The sequence below is a fragment of the Yersinia sp. SCPM-O-B-9106 (C-191) genome (assembly GCF_026183365.1).
GTDB classification, from domain to species: Bacteria; Pseudomonadota; Gammaproteobacteria; order Enterobacterales; family Enterobacteriaceae; genus Yersinia; species Yersinia rochesterensis.
Genome location: NZ_CP110791.1, coordinates 1,657,522 through 1,682,427, shown reverse-complemented (window position 1 = coordinate 1,682,427; position 24,906 = coordinate 1,657,522). Strand labels below are relative to the sequence as shown.

Below are 24,906 nucleotides of genomic sequence, written 5' to 3'. Positions count from 1 at the left end.
TTTTTAAATAACTCTCTGCTGCTTATTCACTAAAATGGTCGAGAAATAGGGCAATGGCTGATCAGCGGCAATACTATCCAACTGCCGCCAGCACACTTCTCCCGGCAATGAGGCTTCTGACATCAACAGCGCGTGTGGGAACAGATTGAGCCGGCCCAATAGCGCCTGAATTTGCGCAAAGCGGCCATAGACTTTCATCAGCACCACGCAGTCGTGGTCTTGCAGCGCGCGCTCCAGCGCTGCTTCTGGGGCGGTGCAAGACATAATCGCCAGCGATTGTTGCTCCATCGCCAATGGCAATGCAGCGCGGGCGGCAATGGCAGCAAAAGAAGTTACACCCGGCACAATTTCCAACCAATCTGGCCGACCAATACGCTCTAGCAAAAATACCCAGGTGCTGAATAACATGGCATCGCCGAGGGTGATAAAGCCCACCTGACGGCCTTTGGCGACTTCCGCCTGTAACTGCTGCGCCACTTCATCCCAGACCGCTTGTTTTTCATTGTTATCCGCACTCATCGGGAAATGGCAGGTGCGAATTTCAGTATTTGGCGATAAATATTCGCGCACAATGGACAGCGCCAGACTGTCGCCGCCTTTGCGCCCCGCCGGGGCATACAGCACATCCAGTTTGGCTATCAACCGGGAGGCCCGCACCGTGATTAAATCACTGGCTCCGGGGCCGACGCCCAATGCATAAAGTCTGCCGCTCATTACGCTGCCTCCTGTTGTTTTTGCTGTAAAGCGAGGCCCAAATGCCCGACAAACATCTGGCGAATCAATGGGTTTTCCCCCAATCCTTGCAACCATGACTGAGCACTGATACCGGCGGACTCCAGTTGTGTGCGCCATGAATCTGGCTCGTCAGAAGCCATGTCATTGATGGCGTGATCGCCCGCCACCAGCATCAATGGCATTAAGTGCACTTTGCGCACCCCCTGTTGCTGTAAGCGGGTAATGATGTGGCTGATTTCCGGGTAACTTTCAACCGCACCAACCAAGGCAGGGAAGTTCAGCGAGGTCATTAAATGGTCAAGACAGGCATAAGCTGAGAAAGCATAGTGACTGGCTCCGTGGCCCATAAATACCACCCGCTCATCCACCGCCAGTGGGGGCATTTGCGCTTGCAGCGCCACCAGCAATTGCTGGTAATCGGCAAAACTGCTCAACAGCGGCGTACCAAGCACCAGATGACGAAAAGAGTCGTTAAAACTGCGCACTTCATTGGTGATTTTTTCGTATTCATCACCATTAATCACATGCAATGATTGGATGGCGACATCTTGATAACCTTGCTCAGCCAGTTGTTTCAGCGCTTCTCGCGGATTATTGATCTGCAAGCCATCGCGTTTGCGTAGCTTGCGAATGATCATTTCTGAGGTGAATGCGCGGAACACATCGCGATCACTGTAAGCCGCCGCTAATTGCTGCTCGCAAGCATCAATATTCTTTTGCCGGGTGTGTTCATAACTGGTGCCGAAACTGATCACCAACAGTGCTTTTTTCATTTTATTGTCCTCGTTGTTCTTGCCAGTGGGTCAGATTGCTGCCAGTGCATCAGATGTTGGGTGAATTCATCCAATGAAGTCACTTGTTGCCCAAAACTGCCCAACACCACGGCGGCCGGGCGGCGCACCACAATGCAGGGAATATTCAGGGCCAGACAGGGAGCCACTTTTTCTTGATAGCCACCTTGCGCGCCAGACTCCTTGGTGATGACCACATCAGGCTGACAAAACTCATACAGCGCGTGATTGAATTGCGCGCTAAATGGCCCGCGCAGCGCAATAATATTGTCCACCCCCAGCCCCAGAGCCTCACATTGACTCAACACTGCCGCCGTCGGTAACACTCGCGCTAATAGGGTTTTACCGGTCAGCCCCTGTTGATACTCCGCCAACTGTTTGCTGCCCGTGGTCAATAACACTCGAGGCCCCAAGTCTTGCGCCACAGCACAAGCTGCCGCTGCACTGTCGACTTTGTAGAGCAGTGGGTGATTGAGCGCTGCAATTTCACTCGGGCGCTGATAACGTGTCAGCGCCACTTTAGATTGCCCGCAGGCGGCGGCGACATTGTCACTGAGCAGGTCGGCGTAGGGATGTGAAGCATCGACCACCCACCGCACTTGCCGATTGATAAGAAAATCGGCCATTTCCGCCGCATCCATCCGCCCGACCAATATCTCGCCACCAATATCACCCGCCAGTTGTTTACCTGCATCAGTGGCGACCGACAGGCTGTAGCGCTCGCCAGCTTCATCCAGCAATTGACAAATCAGCCGTGCATCACTGGTTCCACCGAAAATATGGATAGGCGGATAGCCCTTGGTCATAATGAATAACCCCGGGGGGTAATCATTAGCCCGTTACGGCAATAAGTGGCCTGATTGCCAACAATCACCAAACTGGTCATGTCCACCGGCTCGTAATCCATGTCACCTAATGTAGTGAGCCATTTTTCCTGTTTTTTGCGCCCCGCTGCTTTCACCACACCCACCGGTGTTGCGGCTTTCTTCCACGGCTGCATCAGCTCAAACGCCCGCGCCAAATGCCCTTCGCGGCCACGGCTGCGCGGGTTATAGAAACAAATAACAAAATCCGCCTGCGCCGCCGCGATAATGCGTTTTTCAATCACGGCCCACGGCGTCATCAAATCACTCAGACTGATATGACAAAAGTCATGCATCAGCGGCGCGCCGAGTAAAGAGGCGGCTGCAATACTGGCGGTGATACCGGCGACCAGTCGCACTTCCAAATCCAACTGTTGCTGGGTGACCAGTTCCAACACCAAGCCCGCCATACCGTAAATACCGGCGTCACCGCTGCTGATCAGCGCCACCTTATGACCGGCCAGTGCCAGATCAATCGCCGCCTGACAGCGCTCAATTTCTTTACACATACCCGTTTTGATCACTTGCTTATCCAGGGTCATGGACTTGACCAGATGGGTATAGGTTTTGTAGCCGACAATAATTTCCGCCTCGCGGATAGCGGCGATAGCCTCCGGTGTCATCATTGATTCACTGCCCGGCCCGATGCCAATCACGGTTAACATTAATGCGATACTCCCAGAGTGATGGTGACGCCCTGCTGGCGCAGAGTATTGCCAACCAATTTACCGTCGCTCATCAGCCAGGCGACCGGTTGTGAAACGCTGCCGACACCCACCGTTTGGCGGACAAAATCAGAAGCAGGAAAACGTTGCTCGTGGCGGCTCAGTTCGCCGACACTGAACAGTTCGAAAGGCACCCGCCAGCATTTCGCCAACTGATGCAGCGCCGGCTCATCTTTTTTGATAGTGACACTGCCGATGGCTCTCAATGCCATGATATCGAAGTGATTTTCAGCCATTTGCTGTTGCAGTAATTCAACCAGTGTTTGCAGCGAGGTCGCGCGGCGGCAACCAATCCCTGCTACCACCCGGCGCGGCACCAGCTTATAAACCGGTAAGGCGGCGAGTTGCTCGGCGGGCAGCGGCAAAATATCGCGCAGCGTGATGCACACCAATGCATCCAGCGCGGGCAATTGATCCAAAGAGTCAACCGGCACGAACCCTCGCGTGTCGCAGCGATCCCGCTCCGCCAACAGCGGTGCATCCCACCACAGCCCGACTTTTTGGCTGCTCACCAACATTTGATTGACCACTTTGACCGCGTGGCGGAAATCCTGCATTTCAGCATCCAATTGGGTCGCCAGTGTGTCCAGCGCCGCCATTTCGTTAACATCCGTGGCGGTGGTTATCACCGGATCGGCCCCCAAAATTCCTGCCAAATAGCGGGTTAAGGTATTCGCCCCACCCACATGACCCGACAGCAAACTGACGACGTGTTGCCCGCGCTCATCAATCACCACCACCGCAGGATCGGTCATTTTGTCATTCACCAGCGGTGCAATAACGCGCACTGTCAGGCCAATTGCCCCCACCACCACCAGCGCTGAATATTGCTTGAATGCCTCGCGCAGGGTATCGCCAAAGCTGCCGTTGAAGGGCAAAAAACCCGCTTCCAATAGCTTGTCACTGGTAAAACAAGTCAGCGGTAAGTGGGTCTGCAAGCGCCGTGCCAGCCGCACTCCGCCGGGGGTCAGACAAAATACCGCGATTGATTCAGGCTTGACGATATTCATGGCTAAACCCCGCGTCATACAGTTTGGAATAGTGGTATTCATCGCCGAGGAACGCCCCCACCAAAATCAGCGCCGTTTTATGAATGGCTGCTGTCCGCACCAACTCGGCGATATCTGCCAGCGTGCCGCGTACCGTGCGACTTTCAGCCCAAGTGGCTTTGTACACCACTGCAACCGGCGTATTGGCAGGATAGCCACCGGCGATTAAGCGCTCGGCAACTCTGTCCATTTCTTGTACCGACAAGAAAATCGCCATTGAGGTTTGGTGAGCGGCGAAAGCTTCCAGTTGCTCCAAGGGTGGCATCGGGGTGCGCCCCTCAATACGGGTGATAATCAAGCTCTGCGCCACTTCCGGCACGGTATATTCCACCCCCAGTTGAGCAGCGGCCCCCAAGAAAGCACTGACGCCCGGTACGGAAACAAAGCCTATGCCGTGCTCGCCCAGCACTTCTCCCTGTTCACGAATAGAACCGTACAAAGAGAGATCCCCGGTTTGCAACCGCACTACCAACTTGCCCGCGCGCACACCATCCACCATCAGGGTGATGATTTGCTCCAGATTCAAGCCCGCACTGTCGTGACATTCCGCTTGGGGGGAGCAATACGCCAACAGCTCGGTATTAATAAGCGACCCGGCATAAATGACCACCTGCGCCTGTTGCAGCAAGCGGTAGCCTTTTAGCGTAATCAGCTCTTTGTCACCCGGCCCGGCACCAACAAACCAGACCTTTTGCGTATCCCAGGAGGGTATAGCAGAGGTAGGGATAACCGGTGTCGATACGGTATTAGGATGCTCGGACATTGCTCGCCTCCATGTGGCAGGAAATAAGATAAGTAGGATTATTCGGCTTAAAATAGTGCCCGCTACCCAAAGGGGTCAGAGTGGAGAGTTGCAATTGCACACAATCCAATTCACTAACGGCACAGGTCTGTAAATGGCTTAGCGCCTCATTGAGGTTATTGAGCAAAATAAAGGTCAGAACCAAACGACCACCGGGGTTAAGCGTCTTCAGCGACCAGTCGATAAGATCAGTTAAATGGCCGCCGCTGCCGCCAATAAAAATGGCATCGGCTTTATCGGGCAGAGGAAGAGGGGCTACACCGGCGACGATGTTCACATTGCTGCACCCTAGCCGCTGGCAGTTTTCATTAATCAACTCAAGGGCGGCCGGGTTGCGTTCAATGGCAGTGACGCGTAAATGAGGGAAACGCAACGCCGCTTCCAATGCCACGCTGCCGGTACCCGCGCCAACATCAATCAGGTGAGTCGCATCCGACAAATCCAGCCGCTCCAGCGCTAACACTCGCACCGCTTCTTTGGTCATCGGGACTTTTTGTCCGCGCGTATTTTGCCCACGAATAAACAGCTCATCTTTCATTGAGGATCACCACCACATTCATGTTATAACTCGCCGCCACGCACTCAACGGGCAGGCGATGAATTCGTTCGTCGGGTTGCGAAAGGTTTTCACCAATAATCAAGGTGCGCGCGAGGCCGCGTTGCTGGAGCGCATCCGCAATAGCCCGTGGGCCAATAATGTTGTCGGTCACCATCGCCACTTTGTCGTGCTGGAAGATCCAGTCAAAATCGGGTTCTCGACCATGGCTGCTGGTGAGGAAAAGGTCATTCATGTCCAACGCCACTTTGGCGCACAGATATTGAATCGCGCTGATGCCGGGGACGATATGCAATTCCTCGGCGCTGAAGTTTGCCGCCAGCAATTTGCCGATGCCGTATAGCAGAGGGTCGCCCGAAGCCAACACCACAATGGCGCGGTTTTTATTGTTATCCAGCCACTCTAATAGCCCCAGTAGGTCGGCATCCAACAAGCGCGACTCTTTGATACCGCAGCTAAATGTCGCCAGATGGCGTTTGCCCCCCACCAGCACCTCGGCATGCTCAATCGCTCTTTGTGCTGTTGGCGTCAGATAATCAGTATTACCGGGGCCGATGCCCACCACAGTTATCATCGAAATACCTCCACAATCTCATCCAGTGCTCGGCTGCTACCCAGCACCTGATTATCAAAAGAGAATAAAATGGCATCGCACTGGGGCGGATTAACCGAGAAGCGCATCATTTCGCTAATACGCTCACAAATGCGCTCCGCGATACGCGAATACACGCCCTGCCACCCCTGTTCAGCAATCAGTTCCATTGCCGCCTCAGTGGTATCGCACTGATTAACTTCGAGTAATAGCGCATGCGGCGCGCCCATTAATGCTAAATTCGCCACCAGCGTTTCCATGCGCCCATCGGCAATGTGGCTGTGAGTGTGGAAGATACCGGCGGCCACTTTGACTAACTTACCGGGGTGCCCGACCAACAAGACCTGGCGGAATCCCAATCGCACGGTTTCTTGCAGCATATAGCCGACAAAATTACTCATCGTGACCACCTGCTGGCTATCCAGCCCCAAATGGTCGCGGACAAAGCGCTCGCCGTGATTACCCGGCACCAGAATGACGCGATCCTCACCGGCTGCCCGTTTCATCTCTAACTCCAACGCCAACGAACGTTTCCAGCTCTCTTCAGACATCGGCGTGACAATGCCGGTGGTGCCGATGATGGAAATTCCGCCCAGAATCCCTAGCCGCCCGTTGTAGGTTTTCTTCGCTCGTTCCTCGCCTTCCGGCGCGAAGATTTCGACTTCTGCACCGCGTAACGGGCCAATAACCTCGCGCACGGCGGCCTCGATGGTCTGGCGCGGTGTGCGATTAATGGCGCTGCTGCCGATCGGCAGACCAATGCCTTTGCGGGTGACAGTTCCAACCCCCTCACCGCCACGCAAGGTGATTTCAGCCTGTTCAGTGAGAGTTACACGAGCAAAAATCAGCATGCCGTGGGTAGCATCGACGTCATCGCCACCATCTTTGCGAATCGCCGCCGTGGCTTGCTGGCCTTCAATTAGCGGCTGCTCGACATTCAGACACAAGGTGATGCCAGACGGAGTGACAATGGAAATCTGGTCAATCACTTGTTGCCGCAGCACCATCAGCGCCGCTACTTTGGCCGCCGCCGTGGCACAGGAGCCAGTGGTATAGCCTTTGCGGTATTGCTTGCCGTTATGCCAAATGCTGTCTAATTGCTGGTTTTGCCGCGCAATATCATCACTGACCCGACCGTCACTCATAGCTCGCCTCGCCACTTCTCCCTTCACAACTGCGCACCTCGCAACTGGTAGAGGATGGCGTTGATAATCGCCGCCGCCACATTGCTGCCCCCTTTGCGCCCCAATGCAGCAATGCACGGCAAATGACTTTCGGCCAACGCCTCTTTGGATTCTGCCGCGCCAACAAACCCCACTGGCACGCCGATGACCGCCACGGGTGCAGCTTGCCGCTCTAATAAACGGAATAACGCGGTCGGGGCATTGCCGAACACAAACAACTTTTCGCCCGGTTCCTCCAGCGCCACATCCACCGCCGCCATTGAGCGGGTAATGCCCTGCGCGGGCGCAGTTTCCACCACTCGCGGGTCACTGATATAGCAGCGGCATTCGCATCCCATTTGCTTCAGCAGCGTTTTGTTAATACCCGACATCGCCATGGTGGTGTCGGTGTACAGCGTGCATCCCCGGCCTAATCCCTCGGCAATGTGGGCCAGCACATCCGGTGAGAAATGCAGAATATCCAGCCAGTCAAAATCCGCTGTGGTGTGGATAACCCGCTTGATCACCGCTTGGTGCATCTCACTGGCGAAACGATAGTCCGGCCGCTCAGTGGCAATAATGTCGCCAATAATGACAAAGCTATTTTGTTCTATTTCCTGCGGATTTTTCATATAGTTCATGGGGTTATCCTTATTAAATACCGACCAACAGCAAGTGGATCAGGGCGAACAATAACAGGGCCAATAGCGACGCCATCATCATCAAATGGATGCTGCGCGGAATATCACTCAGCGCGACTTCGCGCCGGTCATCACCAATCCACGGCTTCTCGACCCGCTCACCAAAGTAATCATTCGGGCCGCCCAGACGAATGCCCAGCGCCCCAGCTACAGTGGCTTCCGACCAGGCACAGTTAGGGCTGGAATGCTGATAGCGATCGCGCCAGCCAATACGCAGAGCCTGACGATAATCAGCTTGGATCAGCCAGGCCGCGGCACTGAGCAGCAGCCAGCTCAGGCGCGCGGGAAGCCAATTGGCCCAATCATCCATTCGGGCGGAGACATAACCCATCGCGCGGTATTTCGGCGTTTTATAGCCCACCATCGAATCAAGGGTATTGACCGCTTTGTAGGCCATTGCCAGCGGCGCGCCCCCTAACAGCAGGAAAAACAGCGGCGCAATCACGCCATCGACACTGTTCTCCGCCACGGTTTCTACCACTGCGCGGGTCATTTGCGGCGTCTCCAACTGCGAAGTATCGCGCCCGACAATCCATGACAGTTTTTCGCGACTTTGTGCCAAAGAACCCTGCTGTAGCGCATCAAAGACCAACAATGCCGCGTCACTCAAACAACGCCCAGCCAGCAAGGTGTAAATCATCCACACTTGCGCCAGCCAGCCGAGCCACGGGTTAATCTCTGTCATCAGCCATAAAAATCCCCAACTGACGAGCCAGGTGATGCCCACCACCAACACCCACAACAGGGCACCGCCCCATTTCAGGGCCAGCTCGCTATGACACACAGCACGAATCCTCCGTTGCAGCCCGGTAATCAAGTTGCCAATCCACCGCACCGGATGCGGCCAACGCGGCGGATCGCCGAGCCAATTGTCCAATAGGAAAGCCACAAACCACGCCGCGAGGGTCATAGCACACTCCGGGCAGCGGTCAGCCAGCCATTCAATAAACCGGGGCGTTGGGCAAAGTGAATATGCAGATAGCTGGCTTGGGTACGTTGCACTTGATAGCCACTGTGCCAGCGCTGGATAACCTCGCCGTCGCGCCATTTACTGCTATCAAAAACGGGTGTCAGCGGGCTGGTAAAATCGGAGTAATGGAACTCATGGCCGCGCAATATTTCGCCTTGCGCAGCTAATAATGTGTCACTGTGGGCTTGCGCCTGACAGTAACCAAAGCGGGTCAAGCGCTTCCCCATGCGGCTTTCACCGGGCAAAATCCCCACCATCCCATGGCGCTGCCCGCGGTCATCGGTAAGACCGTCACCCAAATACATCAAGCCACCACATTCGGCATACAAAGGGATTTGCTGGCGATGAGCTTGCTGTAATGCGGTGTGCATGGCGGTATTTTCTGCCAGCGCACTGGCGTGAATCTCGGGATAACCGCCGCCCAAATAAATCATCTGGCAATCAGGCAAGCTGCGGTCATGCAGCGGACTAAAGCGCTGGATACGCACTCCAGCCAGCTCCAGCAAATCAAGGTTATCGGGGTAATAAAAATTGAAAGCTTCATCTTCGGCTAAGGCCAGTGTCAGCCCGTCGGCCAAAGCTTGAGGTGGTAATGTCGGCGGGGTTCCAACCGGAAGTTCAGTGCAAGAGGTCAGGGCCAGTAACCGGTCAAGATTGATAAACTCTTCGACCTGTTGGGCCAACTGCTGCCAGCGTGGCGAATTATCGGGTTGTTTGGATAGCCCACCGGCTCGCTCCTGTGCCGGAATCAGCCCTAAATGGCGCGATGGCAAAACCACATCGTCCATGACCGGCAAGCGGCCCAAAACTGGAATTCCGCAATAGTGTTCAATAGCGTGGCGAATAAGTTGATAGTGATTTTCTGAATTGACGCGGTTAACAATCACCCCAGCAATGGTGAGGTCAGGGTCGAATTGACAGAAGCCCAGTACCGTCGCCGCCACGGATGTCGACACCGCTTTGCCATCCACCAGCAAGATAACCGGGCAGCCCAATTGCTTGGCCATCGCCGCACTGCTGCAATAATCGGGGTCAGTGCCATAGCCGTCATATAGCCCCATGACACCTTCAATCACGGCGACATCAGCATGGCGCATATGTTGGTTATACAGCCCATTGAGGGTGGCCGGCGGCAACATAAAAGCATCGAGGTTACGCGACGTCACGCCACTGACTGCGGTATGCCAGCCAGTATCCAGATAATCCGGCCCGACCTTAAACGGCTGCACCGACAATCCACGCGCCATCAGCGCCCGCAAAATACCCAAGGTTACGGTGGTTTTACCGCACCCGCTGCCGGTTCCTGCGATGATAAATGCTTGTTTGCCTGAGCATTGCATAAAAAAATCCCGCCATTTCAAGCGGGATATGCAGTGTCAAAAAGGTGCATCTACGCAACGTCACCGCTGCGCGCATCTGATGACAACCCGCTTCCCACCGAAGGAGTTGAAACTCTTTTACTGATTTGGCTGGTCTTCTGGCTTAGCGTCACCCTCCCCCGCTACCTTCCCAATCCTGTGGATCAGTGGTTTCAGCGGGTTCGTCAGCATCACAGCAGCGGGGGCTGCGGGGGATTGTCACCCCCTTCCCAATCATGTCTTGAGGACAAGCACACGACATAACCATTTCAGTAACTACAATTATCTAATTACAGTAGATTCTGTTATTTAATTTCTTGTTTCGTTATCTCATTTATCTCTTTATTTACACTGTTATAACAGAGTGTTTATTCATTATTAGTCTGATGGAATTTCTTAAAATTAATATACTCTTTTCTGTTCATAAAAAATGGTGAATTTGATTTTTTGATAGGGATTTTTTTGCATCACCACAACAAATTATTGTCGAAACCATGAGTAATTTAAAATTAAAAACAGTAACTTACAAAGTTTTAAGTCCACTTGGCCTATAGCAAATTATTGTCATTAATTATTTTAAGTAGTTAATTTTTAGTTTGTTTATTTAAATAGAAAACCCAAGTGCACGACCAAATTGCATAATATTAAATCAATGATGGTTACTCCATCTTGCTGCGTTCAGAAGAAAGTGAGCGAAATACCTGCGGTGTCACATTGTAGGTCTGACGGAACACTTTGCAGAAATAGCTGGTCTGGGAAAAACCTAGATTCTTAGCAATGCTAGCAATGCTCCAATCACTGTGCTGCAACATCTCTCTGGCATTAGCCATCCGTTGCTGATTGACCCAGGCATTAAAGCCGATGCCGTGATATTTTTTAAACAACTTGCTGAAATAGTAAGGGCTGAGATACACCTTAGCCGCGACTTCTTCCAGCCGCAATTCTTCCGATAAATGCGCATCAATATAACGCAGTGCTTTCTTCATTTTGCTGTCATGGGGGTGAACCGGCCGTATTCTGCCGGGTTCTTTGCTGCCCATGTTGTCATTGATAACCACAAAGTTGAGATGTTTTTTGAGACAATTTTCAACAATCAGCTTTAATAAATCTGCCGACGCAATCACGCGCGAAAAATCGATAATGGGCACATTGTGGAATTCATCCATCAGTGCCGGATCTTGCTGCCAATGATTATCAACATTAAGAATATCAATAAGATAAACATCTGAGTGCAACCGCACCTGCCCGCATAAAACAAACCCTACCAAATGACCGGCAATAACCAGCGGAATAGAGAAGTCAGTTAACCCGGCGTGGCAGCGATAAATACAAGGTTCATTGGATTTTGAGGCTTCCAAACCACCGCAACGATCACTCATGCGGCAACGAAGATGATTCACCGGGTCTTGTCGCATCAATTGACAAAATGGCGTGAAATTAAAGAGATCAGAAATTTCTTCGCCGTGAATATTGACCACCACCACAGCCAGCCCAGTTGCCTGAGCAAAATCCTGCGCGATTTTATTTATGAGCTCTGAGTTTAGAGAACTGGCAGAAATCATGATAAAACCTCTCAGTTAATTTATTGTTATTAGTTTTTTGTTTGTTGCCATATATCATCCCTGAAATGATTAATGTGTTATTTTTTTGTTATATTTTACTCCTATTTACCCAGTAGAAACCTATTTCCCTATCAAGGTTTATGTTTTGGTAAAATGAAAAAAATACCAATTCACTTTACCAGAGTCATAATCAACAGGGGACTATAATCAGCCCATTAGCCCGAATAGATCACGAAATTTCCTCATCCCGTTTCACTCTTTCAAGATGAGGAAACTGGCATTCATTTATATACTGGCTTCCTCATCCTCTAACTTGCAGGTATTACACGGCAGGTTTTTGCCAATGAAGAAGCGATAAACCGCTGCGCCGAGGCAGGCCCCAATAATCGGTGCGATAATCGGGATAATGAAATAAGGGATATCACGACCACCGGTCATCGAGATTTTTCCCCAACCGGCAAAGAAGGTAAACAATTTAGGGCCAAAATCACGGGCCGGGTTCATGGCAAAACCGGTTAATGGCCCGGTTGAAGCCCCTATCACCGCCACCAGAATACCAATCAATAACGGCCCTAATGCGCCGCGCGGTACTCCGTTACCATCATCCGTCAGCGCCATAATCAGCCCCATCAATATCGAGGTAATTATGATTTCAACAAATGCAGCTTGCCATACACTGATAGCCGGTGAAGGGAAAGTACTGAAAATACTGGCTAATTGCAGGCTTTCCAGACTACCGCGCACCATCTGATGGGCAGTTTCAAAATCAGTAAATAAGTTGTGATACAACATATAAGATAGCGCTGCGCCACCAAAAGCACCGGCAATCTGTGCAATGCTGTAAGGAATCACTTTGCGCGCGGGGAAACAAGCAAACAGCCAGAGAGCAATAGTGATGGCGGGGTTGAGGTGAGCACCGGAAATCCCGGCGGTTAGATAGACCGCCAGTGAAATCCCCAGCCCCCATACAATACAAATTTCCCACAAACCAAAACTGGCACCAGCCACTTTCATCGCCGCCAAACAACTAATACCAAAAAATAAAAATAGCCCGGTGCCGAGAAATTCAGCCATACATTGAGCTTTGAGCGAGTCGTTCATAGGGTTACCCTGCTTACGGTTAAATTAATACGTTATATACCCTAAATAATTCGAGTTGCAGGAAGGCGGCAATTGAGTAAATCCCCAGGAGCTTACATAAGTAAGTGACTGGGGTGAACAAAAGCAGCCAACGCATATGCAGCTCGAAGTATGACGGGTATGGTATTGCACGGCCCTTGACGCAACCACTATAAAGAGACGGGAAATGAAAGTGTTGTTGTGATTCGCCATTAATTAAACAAAAAATAGAGTTTCTATAACAAATTATTGCTATTACCCACGCCAGAACCCTCTTGGAACCCAGTCAATACGCAATTTATGATTTAATTAAAAAATGTGACTTTATTGCTTTTTATTCTTTCCGTTATTGCAATCAAGCTCGCATTTCCTGCTTTAATATGAGCCATATTTCATCTTTTCATTGTGTGCGCGATTATCAAATAAAATACCAATTGTCATCACCTTAATTGTAATTATGAATATGCAAAAACCAATTATTATCACCTATCCATTAATAAATAGACTTATAAAATAATCAGTTAAATAATTTCGTGACAATAATTTGTTATTTCATCGCTAACCATTCCCGCCAGTAAATTCAATACAGCCATTCTTTTTCATTGCTTGTTTGTATATTCAGTCTCAGCACGAACCTGACAACGTTATTACTGAATATAACAACATTACTTTTGAACATGGCAATTCAAGCCAAAGCAATACCCTAAATAATTCGAGTTGCAGGAAGGCGGCAATTGAGTAAATCCCGATGAGCTTACTCAGGTAAGTGATTCGGGTGAACGAAAGCAGCCAACGCACATGCAGCTTGAAGTATGACGGGTAAGGGCACCTGATATTCGTCGAGGTATATATGCAACAAGAAGCACTAGGAATGGTGGAAACCAAAGGGTTGGCCGCAGCCATTGAAGCTGCTGACACCATGGTGAAATCGGCCAATGTGACATTAGTGGGCTATGAAAAAATTGGATCTGGCCTGGTCACCGTTATCGTCCGGGGTGACGTGGGGGCCGTTAAAGCCGCCACTGATGCAGGCGCGATTGCCGCCGCTAACGTGGGCGAAGTGAAATCTACCCATGTTATCCCACGCCCCCATACCGATGTAGAAGCTTTTTTACCAAAGGGCAATTTACCTAAGGGAAATAAACCATGAGTAGCAATGACCTGGTCGACCAAATCATGGCGCAGGTGATAGCAAAAGTCAGCGAGCACGCCCCAGCGTCTTCTGCACAACCCTCTTATAAACAACGAGGTACGGCTATGGCTGAGAAAACTTGCAGTTTAACGGAATTTGTTGGAACCGCGATCGGCGACACAGTCGGACTGGTGATCGCTAACGTCGATAGCGCCCTATTGGACGCCATGAAGCTAGAAAAACGCTATCGCTCGATTGGCATTTTGGGCGCACGTACTGGCGCTGGCCCACACATCATGGCAGCTGATGAAGCAGTAAAAGCCACCAATACCGAGGTGGTCAGTATTGAATTACCCCGTGATACCAAAGGCGGTGCCGGTCATGGCTCGCTAATTATCTTCGGCGGTGATGATGTTTCTGACGTAAAACGCGCCGTCGAAGTGGCATTGAAAGAGTTAGACCGGACATTCGGCGATGTTTATGCCAATGAAGCTGGCCACATTGAACTGCAATACAGCGCTCGCGCCAGTCATGCCCTGGAAAAAGCTTTTGGCGCACCACTGGGCCGCTCTTGCGGCGTGATCGTCGGCGCACCAGCTTCGATTGGTGTTTTGATGGCCGATACCGCCGTGAAATCCGCCAATGTTGATGTGGTGGCTTACAGCTCCCCCGCACAGGGCACCAGCTTTAGTAACGAAGTGATTCTGGTTATCTCCGGCGATTCTGGCGCAGTCCGTCAGGCAGTTATTTCTGCCCGTGAGATTGGCAAAACGGTATTAGCCACTTTAGGTGCTGAACCGAAAAACGACCGCCCGTCTTATATCTGACGCCACAGTGAGGCTGTTTCATGAAATCGAAAAGATTTGAAGCGTTGGCGAAACGCCCGGTTAATCAGGACGGCTTTGTCAAAGAATGGATCGAGGAAGGCTTTATTGCCATGGAAAGCCCGAATGATCCAAAACCTTCCATCAAGATTGTCAATGGTATGGTGACCGAGCTAGACGGCAAACCACAAAGCAGTTTTGACCTGATTGACCACTTTATCGCCCGCTACGGTATTAATCTGGAGCATGCGGAAGAAGTGATGAAGATGGATTCCATCAAGCTGGCCAATATGCTGTGTGACCCCAATGTGTCGCGCCGCACCATTGTGCCACTGACGACCGCCATGACACCGGCCAAAATCGTCGAGGTGGTTTCCCACATGAATGTGGTGGAAATGATGATGTCGATGCAGAAAATGCGCGCCCGTCGGACTCCATCACAGCAAGCTCACGTGACCAACGTGAAAGATAATCCGGTGCAAATTGCCGCCGATGCTGCGGAAGGCGCATTCCGTGGTTTCGATGAGCAAGAAACTACCGTGGCTGTTGCCCGCTATGCACCATTCAACGCCATTGCGCTGTTGGTCGGCTCGCAAGTTGGCCGCCCCGGTGTACTGACTCAATGTTCGCTGGAAGAAGCCACCGAGCTGAAACTGGGAATGCTGGGCCACACCTGTTACGCCGAAACTATCTCGGTTTATGGCACTGAGCCGGTGTTTACCGACGGCGATGATACCCCATGGTCGAAAGGTTTTCTCGCCTCATCTTATGCATCACGCGGCTTGAAAATGCGTTTTACCTCCGGCTCCGGCTCTGAAGTCCAAATGGGCTACGCCGAAGGGAAATCCATGCTGTATCTCGAAGTGCGCTGTATTTACATCACCAAAGCCGCCGGGGTTCAGGGGCTACAAAACGGCTCGGTCAGTTGCGTCGGTGTGCCGTCTGCGGTGCCATCCGGCATTCGCGCCATTTTGGCCGAAAACCTAATTTGTTCGGCGCTGGATTTAGAATGCGCGTCCAGTAACGACCAAACCTTTACCCACTCAGATATGCGCCGTACCGCCCGTCTGCTGATGCAATTCCTGCCGGGCACTGACTTTATTTCCTCTGGTTATTCTGCGGTGCCGAACTACGACAACATGTTCGCAGGCTCCAACGAAGATGCCGAAGACTTTGATGATTACAACGTGTTGCAGCGCGATCTGAAAGTCGATGGCGGCCTACGCCCGGTATTGGAAGCTGACGTGGTGGCCATTCGCAATAAAGCCGCGCGCGCCCTGCAAGCAGTATTCGCCGGAATGGGTTTACCGCCAATTACCGACGAAGAAGTGATTGCCGCAACTTATGCCCACGGCTCGAAAGATATGCCGGAGCGTAACATCGTCGAAGACATCAAATTCGCTCAAGAAATCATCAGCAAAAACCGCACCGGCCTGGAAGTGGTGAAAGCCCTGGCGCAAGGCGGCTTTGAAGATGTGGCGCAAGACATGCTCAACATCCAGAAAGCCAAAATTGCCGGCGACTATCTGCATACCTCGGCCATCATCAAAGGTGACAATCAGGTGTTGTCGGCGGTGAATGATGTCAATGACTACGCGGGACCAGCGACCGGTTACCGGCTGGAAGGTGCACGTTGGGAAGAAATTAAAAATATTCCAAACGCGCTTGATCCGAATGAGCTTGGCTAAGGGGTTCACGAGATGGTGGATATTAACGAAAAACTGTTACGCCAAATTATTGAGGGCGTATTACAGGAAATGCAGGGAGACAAAAATACTGTTTCCTTTAAGCAAGATACCCAGCCCGCGGCAGCGGCTGTTGCGTCCGGGGATTTTCTCACTGAAGTCGGTGAAGCCCGTCCCGGCACTCATCAGGATGAAGTCATCATCGCTGTCGGCCCGGCATTTGGCTTGTCGCAAACCGCCAATATCGTCGGTTTATCGCACAAAAATATTCTACGCGAAGTCATTGCCGGTATTGAGGAAGAAGGTATCAAAGCGCGGGTGATCCGCTGCTTTAAATCCTCCGACGTGGCTTTTGTCGCCGTTGAAGGTAACCGCCTAAGTGGCTCCGGAATTTCTATCGGCATCCAGTCAAAAGGAACCACGGTAATTCATCAGCAAGGTCTGCCGCCGCTCTCGAATTTAGAGCTGTTCCCACAGGCCCCGCTGCTGACACTGGAAACCTATCGCCAGATTGGTAAAAACGCCGCTCGTTACGCCAAGCGGGAATCACCACAACCGGTTCCGACCCTGAATGACCAAATGGCACGGCCAAAATATCAGGCCAAATCCGCGATTCTGCACATTAAAGAAACCAAATATGTGGTGACTGGCAAGAATCCTCAGGAACTCCGGGTGGCGCTTTAACAAAGGAAAACACAATGAATTCCGAAGCTATTGAATCCATGGTTCGCGATGTGCTCAGCAAGATGAACAGCTTGCAAGGCCAAACGCCAACTGCCGCTTGTGCTCCAGCGGTCAGTTCGCGCAGTGATGCCAAAGTCTCTGATTATCCGTTGGCGAATAAACACCCTGACTGGGTGAAAACCGCCACCAATAAAACATTGGATGACCTAACACTGGCGAATGTTTTAAACGGTAGTGTCACTTCACAGGATTTGCGTATTACCCCGGAAATCCTGCGTATTCAAGCATCTATTGCCAAAGACGCGGGCCGCCCGCTGCTGGCAATGAACTTTGAGCGCGCCGCTGAGCTGACTGCGGTACCGGATGACAAGGTGCTGGATATCTACAACGCCCTGCGACCATTCCGCTCCAGTAAAGAAGAGTTGAATGCCATCGCCGATGAGCTGGAACAGACCTACAAAGCGACCATTTGTGCCGCATTCGTGCGCGAAGCCGCCGTTTTGTATGTCCAGCGCAAGAAGCTAAAAGGCGACGATTAACCCAGTGATATCAATCAAGGGGAAGCGTGCCCTGGGCGCGATAGCCCCGTTGATCACGACATCCAGTTATTAGTCATTTGAGGATCGGATATGGATTACATCGTCGGTGTAGACATCGGCAACTCATCAACAGAAGTCGCATTGGCACAATGCATGGCTGACGGTCAGTTGCACTTTGTTACCAGTACCCTGACCGAAACCACCGGTGTCAAAGGGACGCAGCGCAACATTTTTGGCATCACTAAGGCGCTGAATATGTTGGTGGAAAAGGCCGGTATCACGCTGAGTGATATCAGTCTAATCCGCATCAACGAGGCGACCCCGGTTATTGGTGATGTGGCGATGGAAACTATCACTGAAACCATCATCACTGAATCCACCATGATTGGCCACAATCCGAAAACCCCCGGTGGGCTGGGGTTGGGTGTTGGGCTGACCATCACTCTTGATGAGCTAGTCACTCGCGATCCTACCCAGCCTTACATTCTGGTGGTGCCCTCCGCAGTTGATTTTGCCGATGTCGCAGCCGTGGTGAATGCCGCTAACGGCGCGGGATTTCGCATTACCGCGATTATCTTGCAACGGGATGATGGGGTGCTGGTCAGCAACCGCCTCACTCACCCGCTGCCCATCGTCGATGAGGTATTGCATATCGACCGTATCCCGATGGGCATGCTGGCGGCGGTTGAAGTTGCCATGCCGGGTCAAGTCATTGAAACCCTCTCGAATCCTTATGGTATTGCCACGGTCTTCGGGCTGAGCGCTGAAGAAACCAAAAACATCGTCCCAGTGGCGCGCGCCTTAATTGGCACGCGCTCTGCGGTGGTGGTGAAAACCCCCGAGGGCGATGTTAAAGCCCGCTCTATTCCGGCTGGGCATCTGGAGCTATTTGCCAATGGCCGTACCCTGCGGGTGGATGTCGCAACCGGTGCTGAGGCCATCATGACCGCGGTCAACAGCTTCCGCCATCTGGACAATGTCAGTGGCGAAGCGGGCACCAATATCGGCGGCATGCTCGAACACGTCCGCCAAACCATGGCTGAACTGACCAACAAACCCACCAATGAAATCTTCATTCAAGATTTACTGGCGGTTGATACTGCGGTGCCAGTTAATGTCACTGGTGGTCTGGCGGGTGAGTTTTCGCTGGAACAGGCGGTGGGTATCGCCTCAATGGTGAAATCTGATCGCCTGCAAATGGCGCATATCGCCAGTGAAATCAAAAAAAGCCTGAATATTGAGGTGCAGGTCGGAGGGGCAGAAGCTGAAGCAGCGATACTCGGCGCGCTGACCACACCTGGGACGCGACGGCCACTTGCCATCCTCGATTTAGGGGCTGGATCTACCGATGCCTCGATCATCAATGCGCAAGGTCAAATCGTTGCCACCCATCTGGCGGGTGCTGGCGATATGGTCACGATGATAATCGCCTCTGAGCTGGATCTCCAAGACCGTTATTTAGCTGAAGACATCAAAAAATACCCCTTGGCAAAAGTGGAAAGTTTGTTCCACCTGCGCCACGAAGACGGCAGCGTTCAGTTCTTCCCACAACCGCTGCCGCCTGAAGTTTTTGCCCGATTAGTGGTGGTCAAACCGGATGGTTTGGTGCCACTGCCGGGAGATTACGCGCTGGAAAAAGTACGCAATATTCGCCGCTCTGCCAAAGAGCGGGTGTTTGTCACCAATGCACTTCGTGCTCTACGGCAAGTCAGTCCGACCGGCAATATCCGCGATATCCCCTTCGTGGTGCTGGTTGGTGGCTCCTCACTGGACTTCGAAATCCCGCAATTGGTTACCGACGCTCTCTCCCACTACAAGCTGGTGGCGGGTCGCGGCAATATCCGTGCCAGTGAAGGCCCGCGTAATGCGGTCGCCACCGGGCTGATTCTGGCCTATCAACGGGAGAGTTATTGATGAACTTTACCCAGGATGCGCCCGCGATTGTTATCAGCCTAACCCCGTCAACCCCCGAGGCGGTCTGGCACCCGGTATTACTGGGAATTGAGGAGGAAGGCATTCCCTGGCAGTGGCAGCAAGACGATGACACGGATGCCGTACAACGCGCCTGGCAGGCGGCGACTCGCTCTCCATTATTGGTCGGGCTGGCGTGTTCTGCCGACGAAGTGATTGTGCATTTTCGCCATTTACCGCCCGCCAACCCGCTGTTCCGGCAGCCACTGGCACAAGACGAAGACCCATTACGGCGGCTGGGCAACAACGCCGCCCGGTTAGTCAAAGGCTTACCGTTTAAATAATCACACTCAAATTAACAAGGAACTCATATCTATGAATAACGCATTAGGACTTATCGAAACCAAAGGACTGGTCGCGGCCATCGAAGCGGCTGACGCCATGGTCAAATCGGCCAACGTACAACTAGTGGGCTATGAAAAAATCGGCTCCGGTCTGGTGACTGTCATGGTTCGCGGCGATGTCGGCGCAGTGAAAGCCGCTGTTGACGCCGGTTCTGCGGCAGCCAGCGCGGTGGGTGAAGTGAAATCTTGCCATGTGATTCCGCGCCCGCACAGCGATGTAGAAGCCATTTTACCGACCTCTGCCTAAAGGTAAGAAGAGGAGCACAGCGTGAAAACGTCACTGGGTTTACTGGAAGTTAGCGGTCTAGCGCTGGCAATTGGCGCGGCGGATGCCATGGCAAAAGCGGCATCCGTTGCCCTTATCGGAATAGAAAAAACCAACGGCTCCGGCTGGATGTTAATCCGCCTGACCGGTGATGTTGCTTCAGTTCAGGCGGCAATCAGCACCGGTGCTGCCTTTGCTGAACTGCATCACGGGCTGGTCTCAAGTGCCGTGCTGGCCCGCCCAGCAGATGCCCTGATGGCGCACTGGCAAGCCCCCAAAATTGAGCCGATGGCCGCCGAACCGACCACCTTGAGCCAACCTGCACACGAGGTTGTCGTCGCGGCGGTTATGACTGAGATATCCGCAGATGAGGAGACGGAGGCTGAAGAGGCAGAGACCCCACCGCCTGCCAATAGCGCCACCGATGATGCACCAGAAATTGCCTTGGGTGTGGCAATAATGGATTTGGATGTAGCAAGACAAAGTGCAGAAAGTGAGGCCCCGCCAGCTCCTCGTGTGAGCTGCAATCTCTGCCTCGACCCGGCTTGCCGACGCCATAAAGGTGAGCCTCGCTTTCGCTGTATCCACTTGGGTAAACGAGGAAAAATCTGATGGAAAAAGCGTTACTGGAACCCGTTGTCAGCAAGATCCTCGACGAAATGCGTCTTCGTCCGATCCCGCTTGGGGTTTCCAACCGTCACCTGCATCTCTCAGTGCAGGATTATCAACAATTGTTCCCCAATCAGCCGCTGATGGAGAAAAAAGCGCTGCTCCAGCCCGGCCAGTATGCCGCCGAACAGACTGTAACCTTGGTCGGGCCGAAAGGTAGCTTGAAAAACGTCCGAATTTTGGGGCCACTGCGTCGCCACAGTCAGGTCGAAATCTCCCGTACCGATGCCCGCATACTGGGTATCAATGCCCCTCTGCGCATGTCGGGCAATCTGGACAACACACCTGCAATCCGGTTGGTCAGTCCATATGCCGAGTTGGAATTGCCGCAGGGTGTGATTGTGGCGCTGCGCCATATTCATATGTCACCGCTGGATGCCCTTATCTATCGGGTCAAGCACGGCGACCGAGTGCAGGTGGCGATTCAGGGCAGTGGCCGCCGGTTGATTTTGGATGATGTTGCTATCCGCGTTTCACCGCAAATGAAACTGGAAATGCACATTGATACTGACGAGGCCAATGCAGCGGGCGCTGACGACCCCGCCGCGTTCGCCACGTTATTAGGCCCGTCACGGACAACGCAGCCATGAATCTGACTCAGGCGCAAACCGAACAGCTGGTCAGCCAGATTGTCACGCGGTTGGCTGAGCGCGAACGCCGGGTTCACGCCCTGCGGCTGCCGCAGCTACGCGCCGGGCTGGACTCATCGATATTCGTGCTCCATGCCACGCTGCACGTAATGTTGCCGGATTTGGCGTTTATCCACCGACTGGCGCAGTTCGATGCCACTTGCCCGGCGGTGGCGGCGCTGAATGAGGCCTGGTCGTGGGGCATGAAAGTGCATATCAGTTTGCACCGCCAACTGCTGCCAGCCCTGCCCACCGCGGCACTGCGCCCATTACCACTGAGTTTCAGTGACAGCCAAGGTCTGGCGGTGCGGCTACACGCTGGCAAGGTGTTGAGTTATCGCGATATTGCCACACTTGGCCCCGGTTGGTTGCTGATTGACCACCACACCTTGGTTACACCGCTGGCACAAGAAACGCTGTCAGTCCGTCACATTCAACTGTTAAGGCAGGAGTAAATCATGCAACTGGCCCGAGTGGTAGGTTCTGTGGTCTCAACGCAAAAGTCACCGACGCTGATTGGTAAGAAACTGCTGTTGGTGCGCCGCGTCGCTGGCGATGGCTCATTGCCACCGGACAGCAACACGCCGGATGAAGTGGCGGTCGACTCCGTCGGTGCGGGTCAGGGCGAGCTAGTGCTGCTGTCCGGTGGTTCCAGTGCTCGGCGTGTTTTTGCCGAACCTAATGATGCTATCGACTTGGCAATTGTCGCCATCGTCGATGAATGCTCTTACTGATGATGACTGTTCTTACTGATTAAACGGTGATTTTATGAGCATCTATACCAAAACCGGCGATGCGGGCACCACAGCCCTGTTCACCGGCCAGCGAGTCAAAAAAAGTCATCCTCGGGTGGAAACCTACGGCACCCTGGATGAGCTGAATGCGGCACTTAGCCTGTGTGCCCGCGTGGCACAAGGTGAAGAAAACCTTCAGTTACTTGATGCCGTACAACATCAACTATTTTATTTCAGCGCCGAGCTGGCCAGCGAAGGGATCGAAACCCCTCCGGTCGGGCGGAAAAGTATTAGCGAACAAGATATTCAGGCGCTGGAACAGGCGGTGGACCGCTGCATGGCGCTATTGCCGCCGGTTCACGGCTTTATCTTGCCCGGCAACACTGAAGCAGGGAGCCGCTTACATTTTGCCCGCACCTTGACGCGGCGCTGTGAACGTCGGCTGATTGAGTTAGCAGAGCAAGTGCCGGTGCGCCCGGTGTTATTGCAATACCTTAACCGGCTATCCGATTGCTTGTACGCCCTGGCCCGTGATGAAGATCAACGCCAGCAATTACAGCAAACAGCACAAACGGTGGTGGCACGCTATTTAGCGGCAACCACGGAGAAACCGACAGCCGCGACGACTCAACCCTTGACCACAGGACTTGAATTTTCTGATGTTCATCAGTTAGTTAAGTTAGCCGTTGAGGCCGCCATGACATTACAGATTGCAGTGGTGGTAGCACTGGCCGACCGCCACGGCAACCTGATAATGACCTACCGCATGCCCGATACCCTGCTAGTCAGCAGCGAATTAGCACCGAAAAAAGCCTGGACCGCCGTCGCCTTAAAAACCGCTACTCACCAACTGAATGCGGCTATTCAACCGGGGGCCGACCTGTTCCAACTGGAGGCCAGCACTGGCGGCAAAGTGGTGAGCTTTGGCGGCGGCTACCCATTATGGCGCGGCGGCAAATTGGTCGGGGGTTTAGGGATAAGTGGCGGTAGCGTTGCACAAGATATGCACATAGCAGAAGCGGCCATATCGGCTTTACATCTGAGGAATGAATAATGAATACCAATGACCTTGAATCTCTCATTCGCACTATCCTCACCGAGCAACTGACGCCCGTAACGGCCTCGGCCTCCAGCGCCATTTTTGCCAGCGTGGATGAAGCCATCAATGCCGCTCACAGCGCATTTTTGCGCTATCAGCAAAGCCCAATGAAAACCCGCAGCGCCATTATCAGCGCAATTCGTGAGCAACTAAAGTCACAACTGATTTCCCTATCTGAGCGCGGTGCCAGTGAAACCGGCATGGGTAATAAAGAAGATAAGATCCTGAAAAATAAAGCGGCATTGGAAAACACACCGGGCATTGAAGATTTGTCCACCACCGCCCTGACTGGCGACGGCGGCATGGTGTTATTCGAATATTCGCCATTTGGTGTCATTGGGTCGGTCGCCCCCAGCACCAATCCGACCGAAACCATTATCAACAACAGTATCAGTATGTTGGCGGCCGGTAATGCGGTGTATTTCAGCCCACATCCCGGCGCTAAAGCCGTGTCACTGGATTTAATCGCCCAAATCGAGGAGATCATTTTCAACAGTTGCGGCATCCGCAATCTGGTGGTGACCGTGCAAGAACCGAGTTTTGAAGCCACTCAACAGATGATGGCCCATGACAAAATTGCTTTACTCGCCATCACTGGTGGCCCCGCCATTGTCGCCATGGGCATGAAAAGTGGCAAGAAAGTGGTTGGGGCCGGGGCCGGTAATCCGCCTTGCCTGGTGGATGAAACTGCCGAATTAGTCAAAGCGGCGCAGGATATCGTGGCTGGCGCTTCATTCGACTACAACCTGCCGTGTATTGCCGAGAAAAGCTTGATTGTAGTGGAAAGTGTAGCTGACCGTTTATTGCAACAGATGCAAGCCTTCGATGCATTGCTCATCAGCCAGCCACATGAAGTGGACAGCCTACGCCAAGCCTGTCTCACCCCGCAGGGTCATGCCAATAAAAATTTGGTGGGTAAAAGCCCGATTGAATTGCTGAAAGCGGCGGGCATCGCCTGCCCGGCTAAAGCACCGCGTCTGTTACTGGTCGAAGTGGCCGGTGACGATCCATTGGTCACCACCGAACAATTGATGCCGCTGCTACCGGTAGTGCGGGTAAAGGATTTTGATGCTGGTCTGGCGCTGGCGCTGCAAGTCGAAGGCGGTCTACATCATACCGCAACCATGCATTCGCAGAATGTCTCGCGCCTAAATCTGGCCGCCCGCCTATTGCAGACTTCCATTTTTGTTAAAAACGGCCCGTCTTATGCCGGGATCGGCGTCGGTGGTGAGGGCTTTACCACCTTCACCATCGCCACCCCGACCGGGGAAGGCACCACTTCGGCGCGCACCTTTGCCCGCCAACGCCGCTGTGTGCTGACTAACGGTTTCTCCATTCGCTGAGC

General features: G+C 52.7%; 28 protein-coding genes and 1 riboswitch. Of the genes, 14 read left to right on the top strand and 14 right to left on the bottom strand.

Annotation, left to right across the window (positions count from 1 at the left end; genetic code table 11):
* Positions 1 to 3 precede the first annotated feature (3 nt).
* The 14 genes from OP863_RS07740 to pduF all read right to left on the bottom strand — a co-directional run bounded on the left by OP863_RS07740 (position 4) and on the right by pduF (position 12,968).
* Positions 4 to 714: a cobalt-factor II C(20)-methyltransferase gene (locus OP863_RS07740; protein ID WP_038634083.1), complete on the bottom strand. Its 711-nt coding sequence runs from the start codon at positions 712 to 714 to the stop codon at positions 4 to 6.
* A complete protein-coding gene (gene cbiK, locus OP863_RS07735) occupies positions 714 to 1,508 on the bottom strand; it encodes a sirohydrochlorin cobaltochelatase (RefSeq protein WP_038634086.1) in 795 nt (264 codons plus the stop codon). The genes OP863_RS07740 and cbiK overlap by 1 nt, the downstream gene beginning before the upstream one ends.
* A complete protein-coding gene (locus tag OP863_RS07730) occupies positions 1,505 to 2,332 on the bottom strand; it encodes a cobalt-precorrin-6A reductase (protein WP_145540284.1) in 828 nt (275 codons plus the stop codon). Before OP863_RS07730 ends, cbiK begins: the two co-directional genes overlap by 4 nt.
* A complete protein-coding gene (locus OP863_RS07725) occupies positions 2,329 to 3,054 on the bottom strand; it encodes a precorrin-3B C(17)-methyltransferase (RefSeq protein ID WP_050291653.1) in 726 nt (241 codons plus the stop codon). The genes OP863_RS07730 and OP863_RS07725 overlap by 4 nt, the downstream gene beginning before the upstream one ends.
* Positions 3,054 to 4,124: a cobalt-precorrin 5A hydrolase gene (cbiG, locus tag OP863_RS07720; protein ID WP_145591397.1), complete on the bottom strand. Its 1,071-nt coding sequence runs from the start codon at positions 4,122 to 4,124 to the stop codon at positions 3,054 to 3,056. The genes OP863_RS07725 and cbiG overlap by 1 nt, the downstream gene beginning before the upstream one ends.
* Positions 4,105 to 4,926, bottom strand: a complete 822-nt coding sequence (locus OP863_RS07715) for a cobalt-precorrin-4 methyltransferase (RefSeq protein WP_145588567.1) — start codon at positions 4,924 to 4,926, stop codon at positions 4,105 to 4,107. Before OP863_RS07715 ends, cbiG begins: the two co-directional genes overlap by 20 nt.
* A complete protein-coding gene (locus tag OP863_RS07710) occupies positions 4,910 to 5,503 on the bottom strand; it encodes a decarboxylating cobalt-precorrin-6B (C(15))-methyltransferase (RefSeq protein WP_050291651.1) in 594 nt (197 codons plus the stop codon). Before OP863_RS07710 ends, OP863_RS07715 begins: the two co-directional genes overlap by 17 nt.
* On the bottom strand, positions 5,493 to 6,095 hold the full coding sequence (locus OP863_RS07705; protein ID WP_265526063.1) for a cobalt-precorrin-7 (C(5))-methyltransferase: 603 nt from the start codon (positions 6,093 to 6,095) through the stop codon (positions 5,493 to 5,495). Before OP863_RS07705 ends, OP863_RS07710 begins: the two co-directional genes overlap by 11 nt.
* Positions 6,092 to 7,258: a cobalt-precorrin-5B (C(1))-methyltransferase CbiD gene (gene cbiD / locus OP863_RS07700; protein WP_145588573.1), complete on the bottom strand. Its 1,167-nt coding sequence runs from the start codon at positions 7,256 to 7,258 to the stop codon at positions 6,092 to 6,094. Before cbiD ends, OP863_RS07705 begins: the two co-directional genes overlap by 4 nt.
* A gap of 23 nt (positions 7,259 to 7,281) precedes the next feature.
* Positions 7,282 to 7,917, bottom strand: coding sequence for a cobalt-precorrin-8 methylmutase (locus tag OP863_RS07695; protein ID WP_265526061.1), 636 nt, complete (start codon positions 7,915 to 7,917; stop codon positions 7,282 to 7,284).
* Positions 7,918 to 7,930: 13 nt separating this feature from the next.
* Complete coding sequence (cbiB, locus tag OP863_RS07690) at positions 7,931 to 8,887, bottom strand: adenosylcobinamide-phosphate synthase CbiB (protein ID WP_145588577.1); 957 nt, start codon at positions 8,885 to 8,887, stop codon at positions 7,931 to 7,933.
* A complete protein-coding gene (locus OP863_RS07685; protein WP_265526059.1) occupies positions 8,884 to 10,287 on the bottom strand; it encodes a cobyrinate a,c-diamide synthase in 1,404 nt (467 codons plus the stop codon). Before OP863_RS07685 ends, cbiB begins: the two co-directional genes overlap by 4 nt.
* A 109-nt stretch (positions 10,288 to 10,396) precedes the next feature.
* Positions 10,397 to 10,576, bottom strand: a riboswitch (cobalamin riboswitch).
* A 388-nt stretch (positions 10,577 to 10,964) separates the two neighbouring features.
* Entirely contained in the window at positions 10,965 to 11,867 is a 903-nt protein-coding gene (gene pocR, locus OP863_RS07680) for a transcriptional regulator PocR (RefSeq protein ID WP_050291650.1), read from the bottom strand.
* 285 nt (positions 11,868 to 12,152) lie between these two features.
* Positions 12,153 to 12,968, bottom strand: coding sequence for a propanediol diffusion facilitator PduF (gene pduF / locus OP863_RS07675; protein ID WP_038634121.1), 816 nt, complete (start codon positions 12,966 to 12,968; stop codon positions 12,153 to 12,155).
* An 868-nt stretch (positions 12,969 to 13,836) separates the two neighbouring features.
* Between pduF and pduA the strand changes: the two genes are divergently transcribed.
* The 14 genes from pduA (at position 13,837) to OP863_RS07605 (ending at position 24,904) form a co-directional block, all read left to right on the top strand.
* Entirely contained in the window at positions 13,837 to 14,136 is a 300-nt protein-coding gene (pduA, locus tag OP863_RS07670; RefSeq protein ID WP_038634124.1) for a propanediol utilization microcompartment protein PduA, read from the top strand.
* The gene (pduB, locus tag OP863_RS07665) at positions 14,133 to 14,945 is read left to right on the top strand and encodes a propanediol utilization microcompartment protein PduB (protein WP_038634127.1); all 813 of its coding nucleotides are present in this window, start codon (positions 14,133 to 14,135) and stop codon (positions 14,943 to 14,945) included. The genes pduA and pduB overlap by 4 nt, the downstream gene beginning before the upstream one ends.
* 20 nt (positions 14,946 to 14,965) lie before the next feature.
* Complete coding sequence (gene pduC, locus OP863_RS07660) at positions 14,966 to 16,630, top strand: propanediol dehydratase large subunit PduC (RefSeq protein WP_265526058.1); 1,665 nt, start codon at positions 14,966 to 14,968, stop codon at positions 16,628 to 16,630.
* Positions 16,631 to 16,645: 15 nt separating this feature from the next.
* Complete coding sequence (locus OP863_RS07655; RefSeq protein ID WP_162472786.1) at positions 16,646 to 17,311, top strand: propanediol/glycerol family dehydratase medium subunit; 666 nt, start codon at positions 16,646 to 16,648, stop codon at positions 17,309 to 17,311.
* Between the two features lie 14 nt (positions 17,312 to 17,325).
* Positions 17,326 to 17,850 (top strand): propanediol dehydratase small subunit PduE, encoded by a 525-nt coding sequence (pduE, locus tag OP863_RS07650; protein ID WP_145587757.1) that lies wholly within the window; start codon positions 17,326 to 17,328, stop codon positions 17,848 to 17,850.
* Positions 17,851 to 17,940: 90 nt separating this feature from the next.
* A complete protein-coding gene (locus OP863_RS07645) occupies positions 17,941 to 19,764 on the top strand; it encodes a diol dehydratase reactivase subunit alpha (RefSeq protein WP_145587759.1) in 1,824 nt (607 codons plus the stop codon).
* Positions 19,764 to 20,105, top strand: a complete 342-nt coding sequence (locus tag OP863_RS07640; RefSeq protein ID WP_038634141.1) for a glycerol dehydratase reactivase beta/small subunit family protein — start codon at positions 19,764 to 19,766, stop codon at positions 20,103 to 20,105. The genes OP863_RS07645 and OP863_RS07640 overlap by 1 nt, the downstream gene beginning before the upstream one ends.
* A 31-nt stretch (positions 20,106 to 20,136) precedes the next feature.
* Positions 20,137 to 20,412 carry a propanediol utilization microcompartment protein PduJ gene (pduJ, locus tag OP863_RS07635; RefSeq protein WP_004388818.1) on the top strand — a complete coding sequence of 92 codons (276 nt, stop codon included), beginning with the start codon at positions 20,137 to 20,139 and terminating at the stop codon, positions 20,410 to 20,412.
* 21 nt (positions 20,413 to 20,433) lie between these two features.
* Positions 20,434 to 21,042 (top strand): BMC domain-containing protein, encoded by a 609-nt coding sequence (locus tag OP863_RS07630; protein ID WP_265526056.1) that lies wholly within the window; start codon positions 20,434 to 20,436, stop codon positions 21,040 to 21,042.
* A complete protein-coding gene (locus OP863_RS07625; RefSeq protein WP_038634178.1) occupies positions 21,042 to 21,689 on the top strand; it encodes a phosphate propanoyltransferase in 648 nt (215 codons plus the stop codon). Before OP863_RS07630 ends, OP863_RS07625 begins: the two co-directional genes overlap by 1 nt.
* Positions 21,686 to 22,183 carry a microcompartment protein PduM gene (gene pduM, locus OP863_RS07620; protein WP_145592047.1) on the top strand — a complete coding sequence of 166 codons (498 nt, stop codon included), beginning with the start codon at positions 21,686 to 21,688 and terminating at the stop codon, positions 22,181 to 22,183. The genes OP863_RS07625 and pduM overlap by 4 nt, the downstream gene beginning before the upstream one ends.
* A gap of 3 nt (positions 22,184 to 22,186) precedes the next feature.
* Positions 22,187 to 22,462, top strand: a complete 276-nt coding sequence (locus tag OP863_RS07615) for a EutN/CcmL family microcompartment protein (RefSeq protein ID WP_004699362.1) — start codon at positions 22,187 to 22,189, stop codon at positions 22,460 to 22,462.
* A gap of 34 nt (positions 22,463 to 22,496) precedes the next feature.
* The gene (locus OP863_RS07610; RefSeq protein WP_265526054.1) at positions 22,497 to 23,516 is read left to right on the top strand and encodes a cob(I)yrinic acid a,c-diamide adenosyltransferase; all 1,020 of its coding nucleotides are present in this window, start codon (positions 22,497 to 22,499) and stop codon (positions 23,514 to 23,516) included.
* Positions 23,516 to 24,904 carry an aldehyde dehydrogenase family protein gene (locus OP863_RS07605; RefSeq protein WP_145587768.1) on the top strand — a complete coding sequence of 463 codons (1,389 nt, stop codon included), beginning with the start codon at positions 23,516 to 23,518 and terminating at the stop codon, positions 24,902 to 24,904. Before OP863_RS07610 ends, OP863_RS07605 begins: the two co-directional genes overlap by 1 nt.
* Positions 24,905 to 24,906 lie beyond the last annotated feature (2 nt).

Bases quoted from the DNA above. Each gene is read 5' to 3' on its own strand.
- OP863_RS07740 (WP_038634083.1), bottom strand. From the start codon at position 714: ATGAGCGGCAGACTTTATGCATTGGGCGTCGGCCCCGGAGCCAGTGAT.
- cbiK (WP_038634086.1), bottom strand. From the start codon at position 1,508: ATGAAAAAAGCACTGTTGGTGATCAGTTTCGGCACCAGTTATGAACAC.
- OP863_RS07730 (WP_145540284.1), bottom strand. From the start codon at position 2,332: ATGACCAAGGGCTATCCGCCTATCCATATTTTCGGTGGAACCAGTGAT.
- OP863_RS07725 (WP_050291653.1), bottom strand. From the start codon at position 3,054: ATGTTAACCGTGATTGGCATCGGGCCGGGCAGTGAATCAATGATGACA.
- cbiG (WP_145591397.1), bottom strand. From the start codon at position 4,124: ATGAATATCGTCAAGCCTGAATCAATCGCGGTATTTTGTCTGACCCCC.
- OP863_RS07715 (WP_145588567.1), bottom strand. From the start codon at position 4,926: ATGTCCGAGCATCCTAATACCGTATCGACACCGGTTATCCCTACCTCT.
- OP863_RS07710 (WP_050291651.1), bottom strand. From the start codon at position 5,503: ATGAAAGATGAGCTGTTTATTCGTGGGCAAAATACGCGCGGACAAAAA.
- OP863_RS07705 (WP_265526063.1), bottom strand. From the start codon at position 6,095: ATGATAACTGTGGTGGGCATCGGCCCCGGTAATACTGATTATCTGACG.
- cbiD (WP_145588573.1), bottom strand. From the start codon at position 7,258: ATGAGTGACGGTCGGGTCAGTGATGATATTGCGCGGCAAAACCAGCAA.
- OP863_RS07695 (WP_265526061.1), bottom strand. From the start codon at position 7,917: ATGAACTATATGAAAAATCCGCAGGAAATAGAACAAAATAGCTTTGTC.
- cbiB (WP_145588577.1), bottom strand. From the start codon at position 8,887: ATGACCCTCGCGGCGTGGTTTGTGGCTTTCCTATTGGACAATTGGCTC.
- OP863_RS07685 (WP_265526059.1), bottom strand. From the start codon at position 10,287: ATGCAATGCTCAGGCAAACAAGCATTTATCATCGCAGGAACCGGCAGC.
- pocR (WP_050291650.1), bottom strand. From the start codon at position 11,867: ATGATTTCTGCCAGTTCTCTAAACTCAGAGCTCATAAATAAAATCGCG.
- pduF (WP_038634121.1), bottom strand. From the start codon at position 12,968: ATGAACGACTCGCTCAAAGCTCAATGTATGGCTGAATTTCTCGGCACC.
- pduA (WP_038634124.1), top strand. From the start codon at position 13,837: ATGCAACAAGAAGCACTAGGAATGGTGGAAACCAAAGGGTTGGCCGCA.
- pduB (WP_038634127.1), top strand. From the start codon at position 14,133: ATGAGTAGCAATGACCTGGTCGACCAAATCATGGCGCAGGTGATAGCA.
- pduC (WP_265526058.1), top strand. From the start codon at position 14,966: ATGAAATCGAAAAGATTTGAAGCGTTGGCGAAACGCCCGGTTAATCAG.
- pduE (WP_145587757.1), top strand. From the start codon at position 17,326: ATGAATTCCGAAGCTATTGAATCCATGGTTCGCGATGTGCTCAGCAAG.
- OP863_RS07645 (WP_145587759.1), top strand. From the start codon at position 17,941: ATGGATTACATCGTCGGTGTAGACATCGGCAACTCATCAACAGAAGTC.
- OP863_RS07640 (WP_038634141.1), top strand. From the start codon at position 19,764: ATGAACTTTACCCAGGATGCGCCCGCGATTGTTATCAGCCTAACCCCG.
- pduJ (WP_004388818.1), top strand. From the start codon at position 20,137: ATGAATAACGCATTAGGACTTATCGAAACCAAAGGACTGGTCGCGGCC.
- OP863_RS07625 (WP_038634178.1), top strand. From the start codon at position 21,042: ATGGAAAAAGCGTTACTGGAACCCGTTGTCAGCAAGATCCTCGACGAA.
- pduM (WP_145592047.1), top strand. From the start codon at position 21,686: ATGAATCTGACTCAGGCGCAAACCGAACAGCTGGTCAGCCAGATTGTC.
- OP863_RS07615 (WP_004699362.1), top strand. From the start codon at position 22,187: ATGCAACTGGCCCGAGTGGTAGGTTCTGTGGTCTCAACGCAAAAGTCA.
- OP863_RS07610 (WP_265526054.1), top strand. From the start codon at position 22,497: ATGAGCATCTATACCAAAACCGGCGATGCGGGCACCACAGCCCTGTTC.
- OP863_RS07605 (WP_145587768.1), top strand. From the start codon at position 23,516: ATGAATACCAATGACCTTGAATCTCTCATTCGCACTATCCTCACCGAG.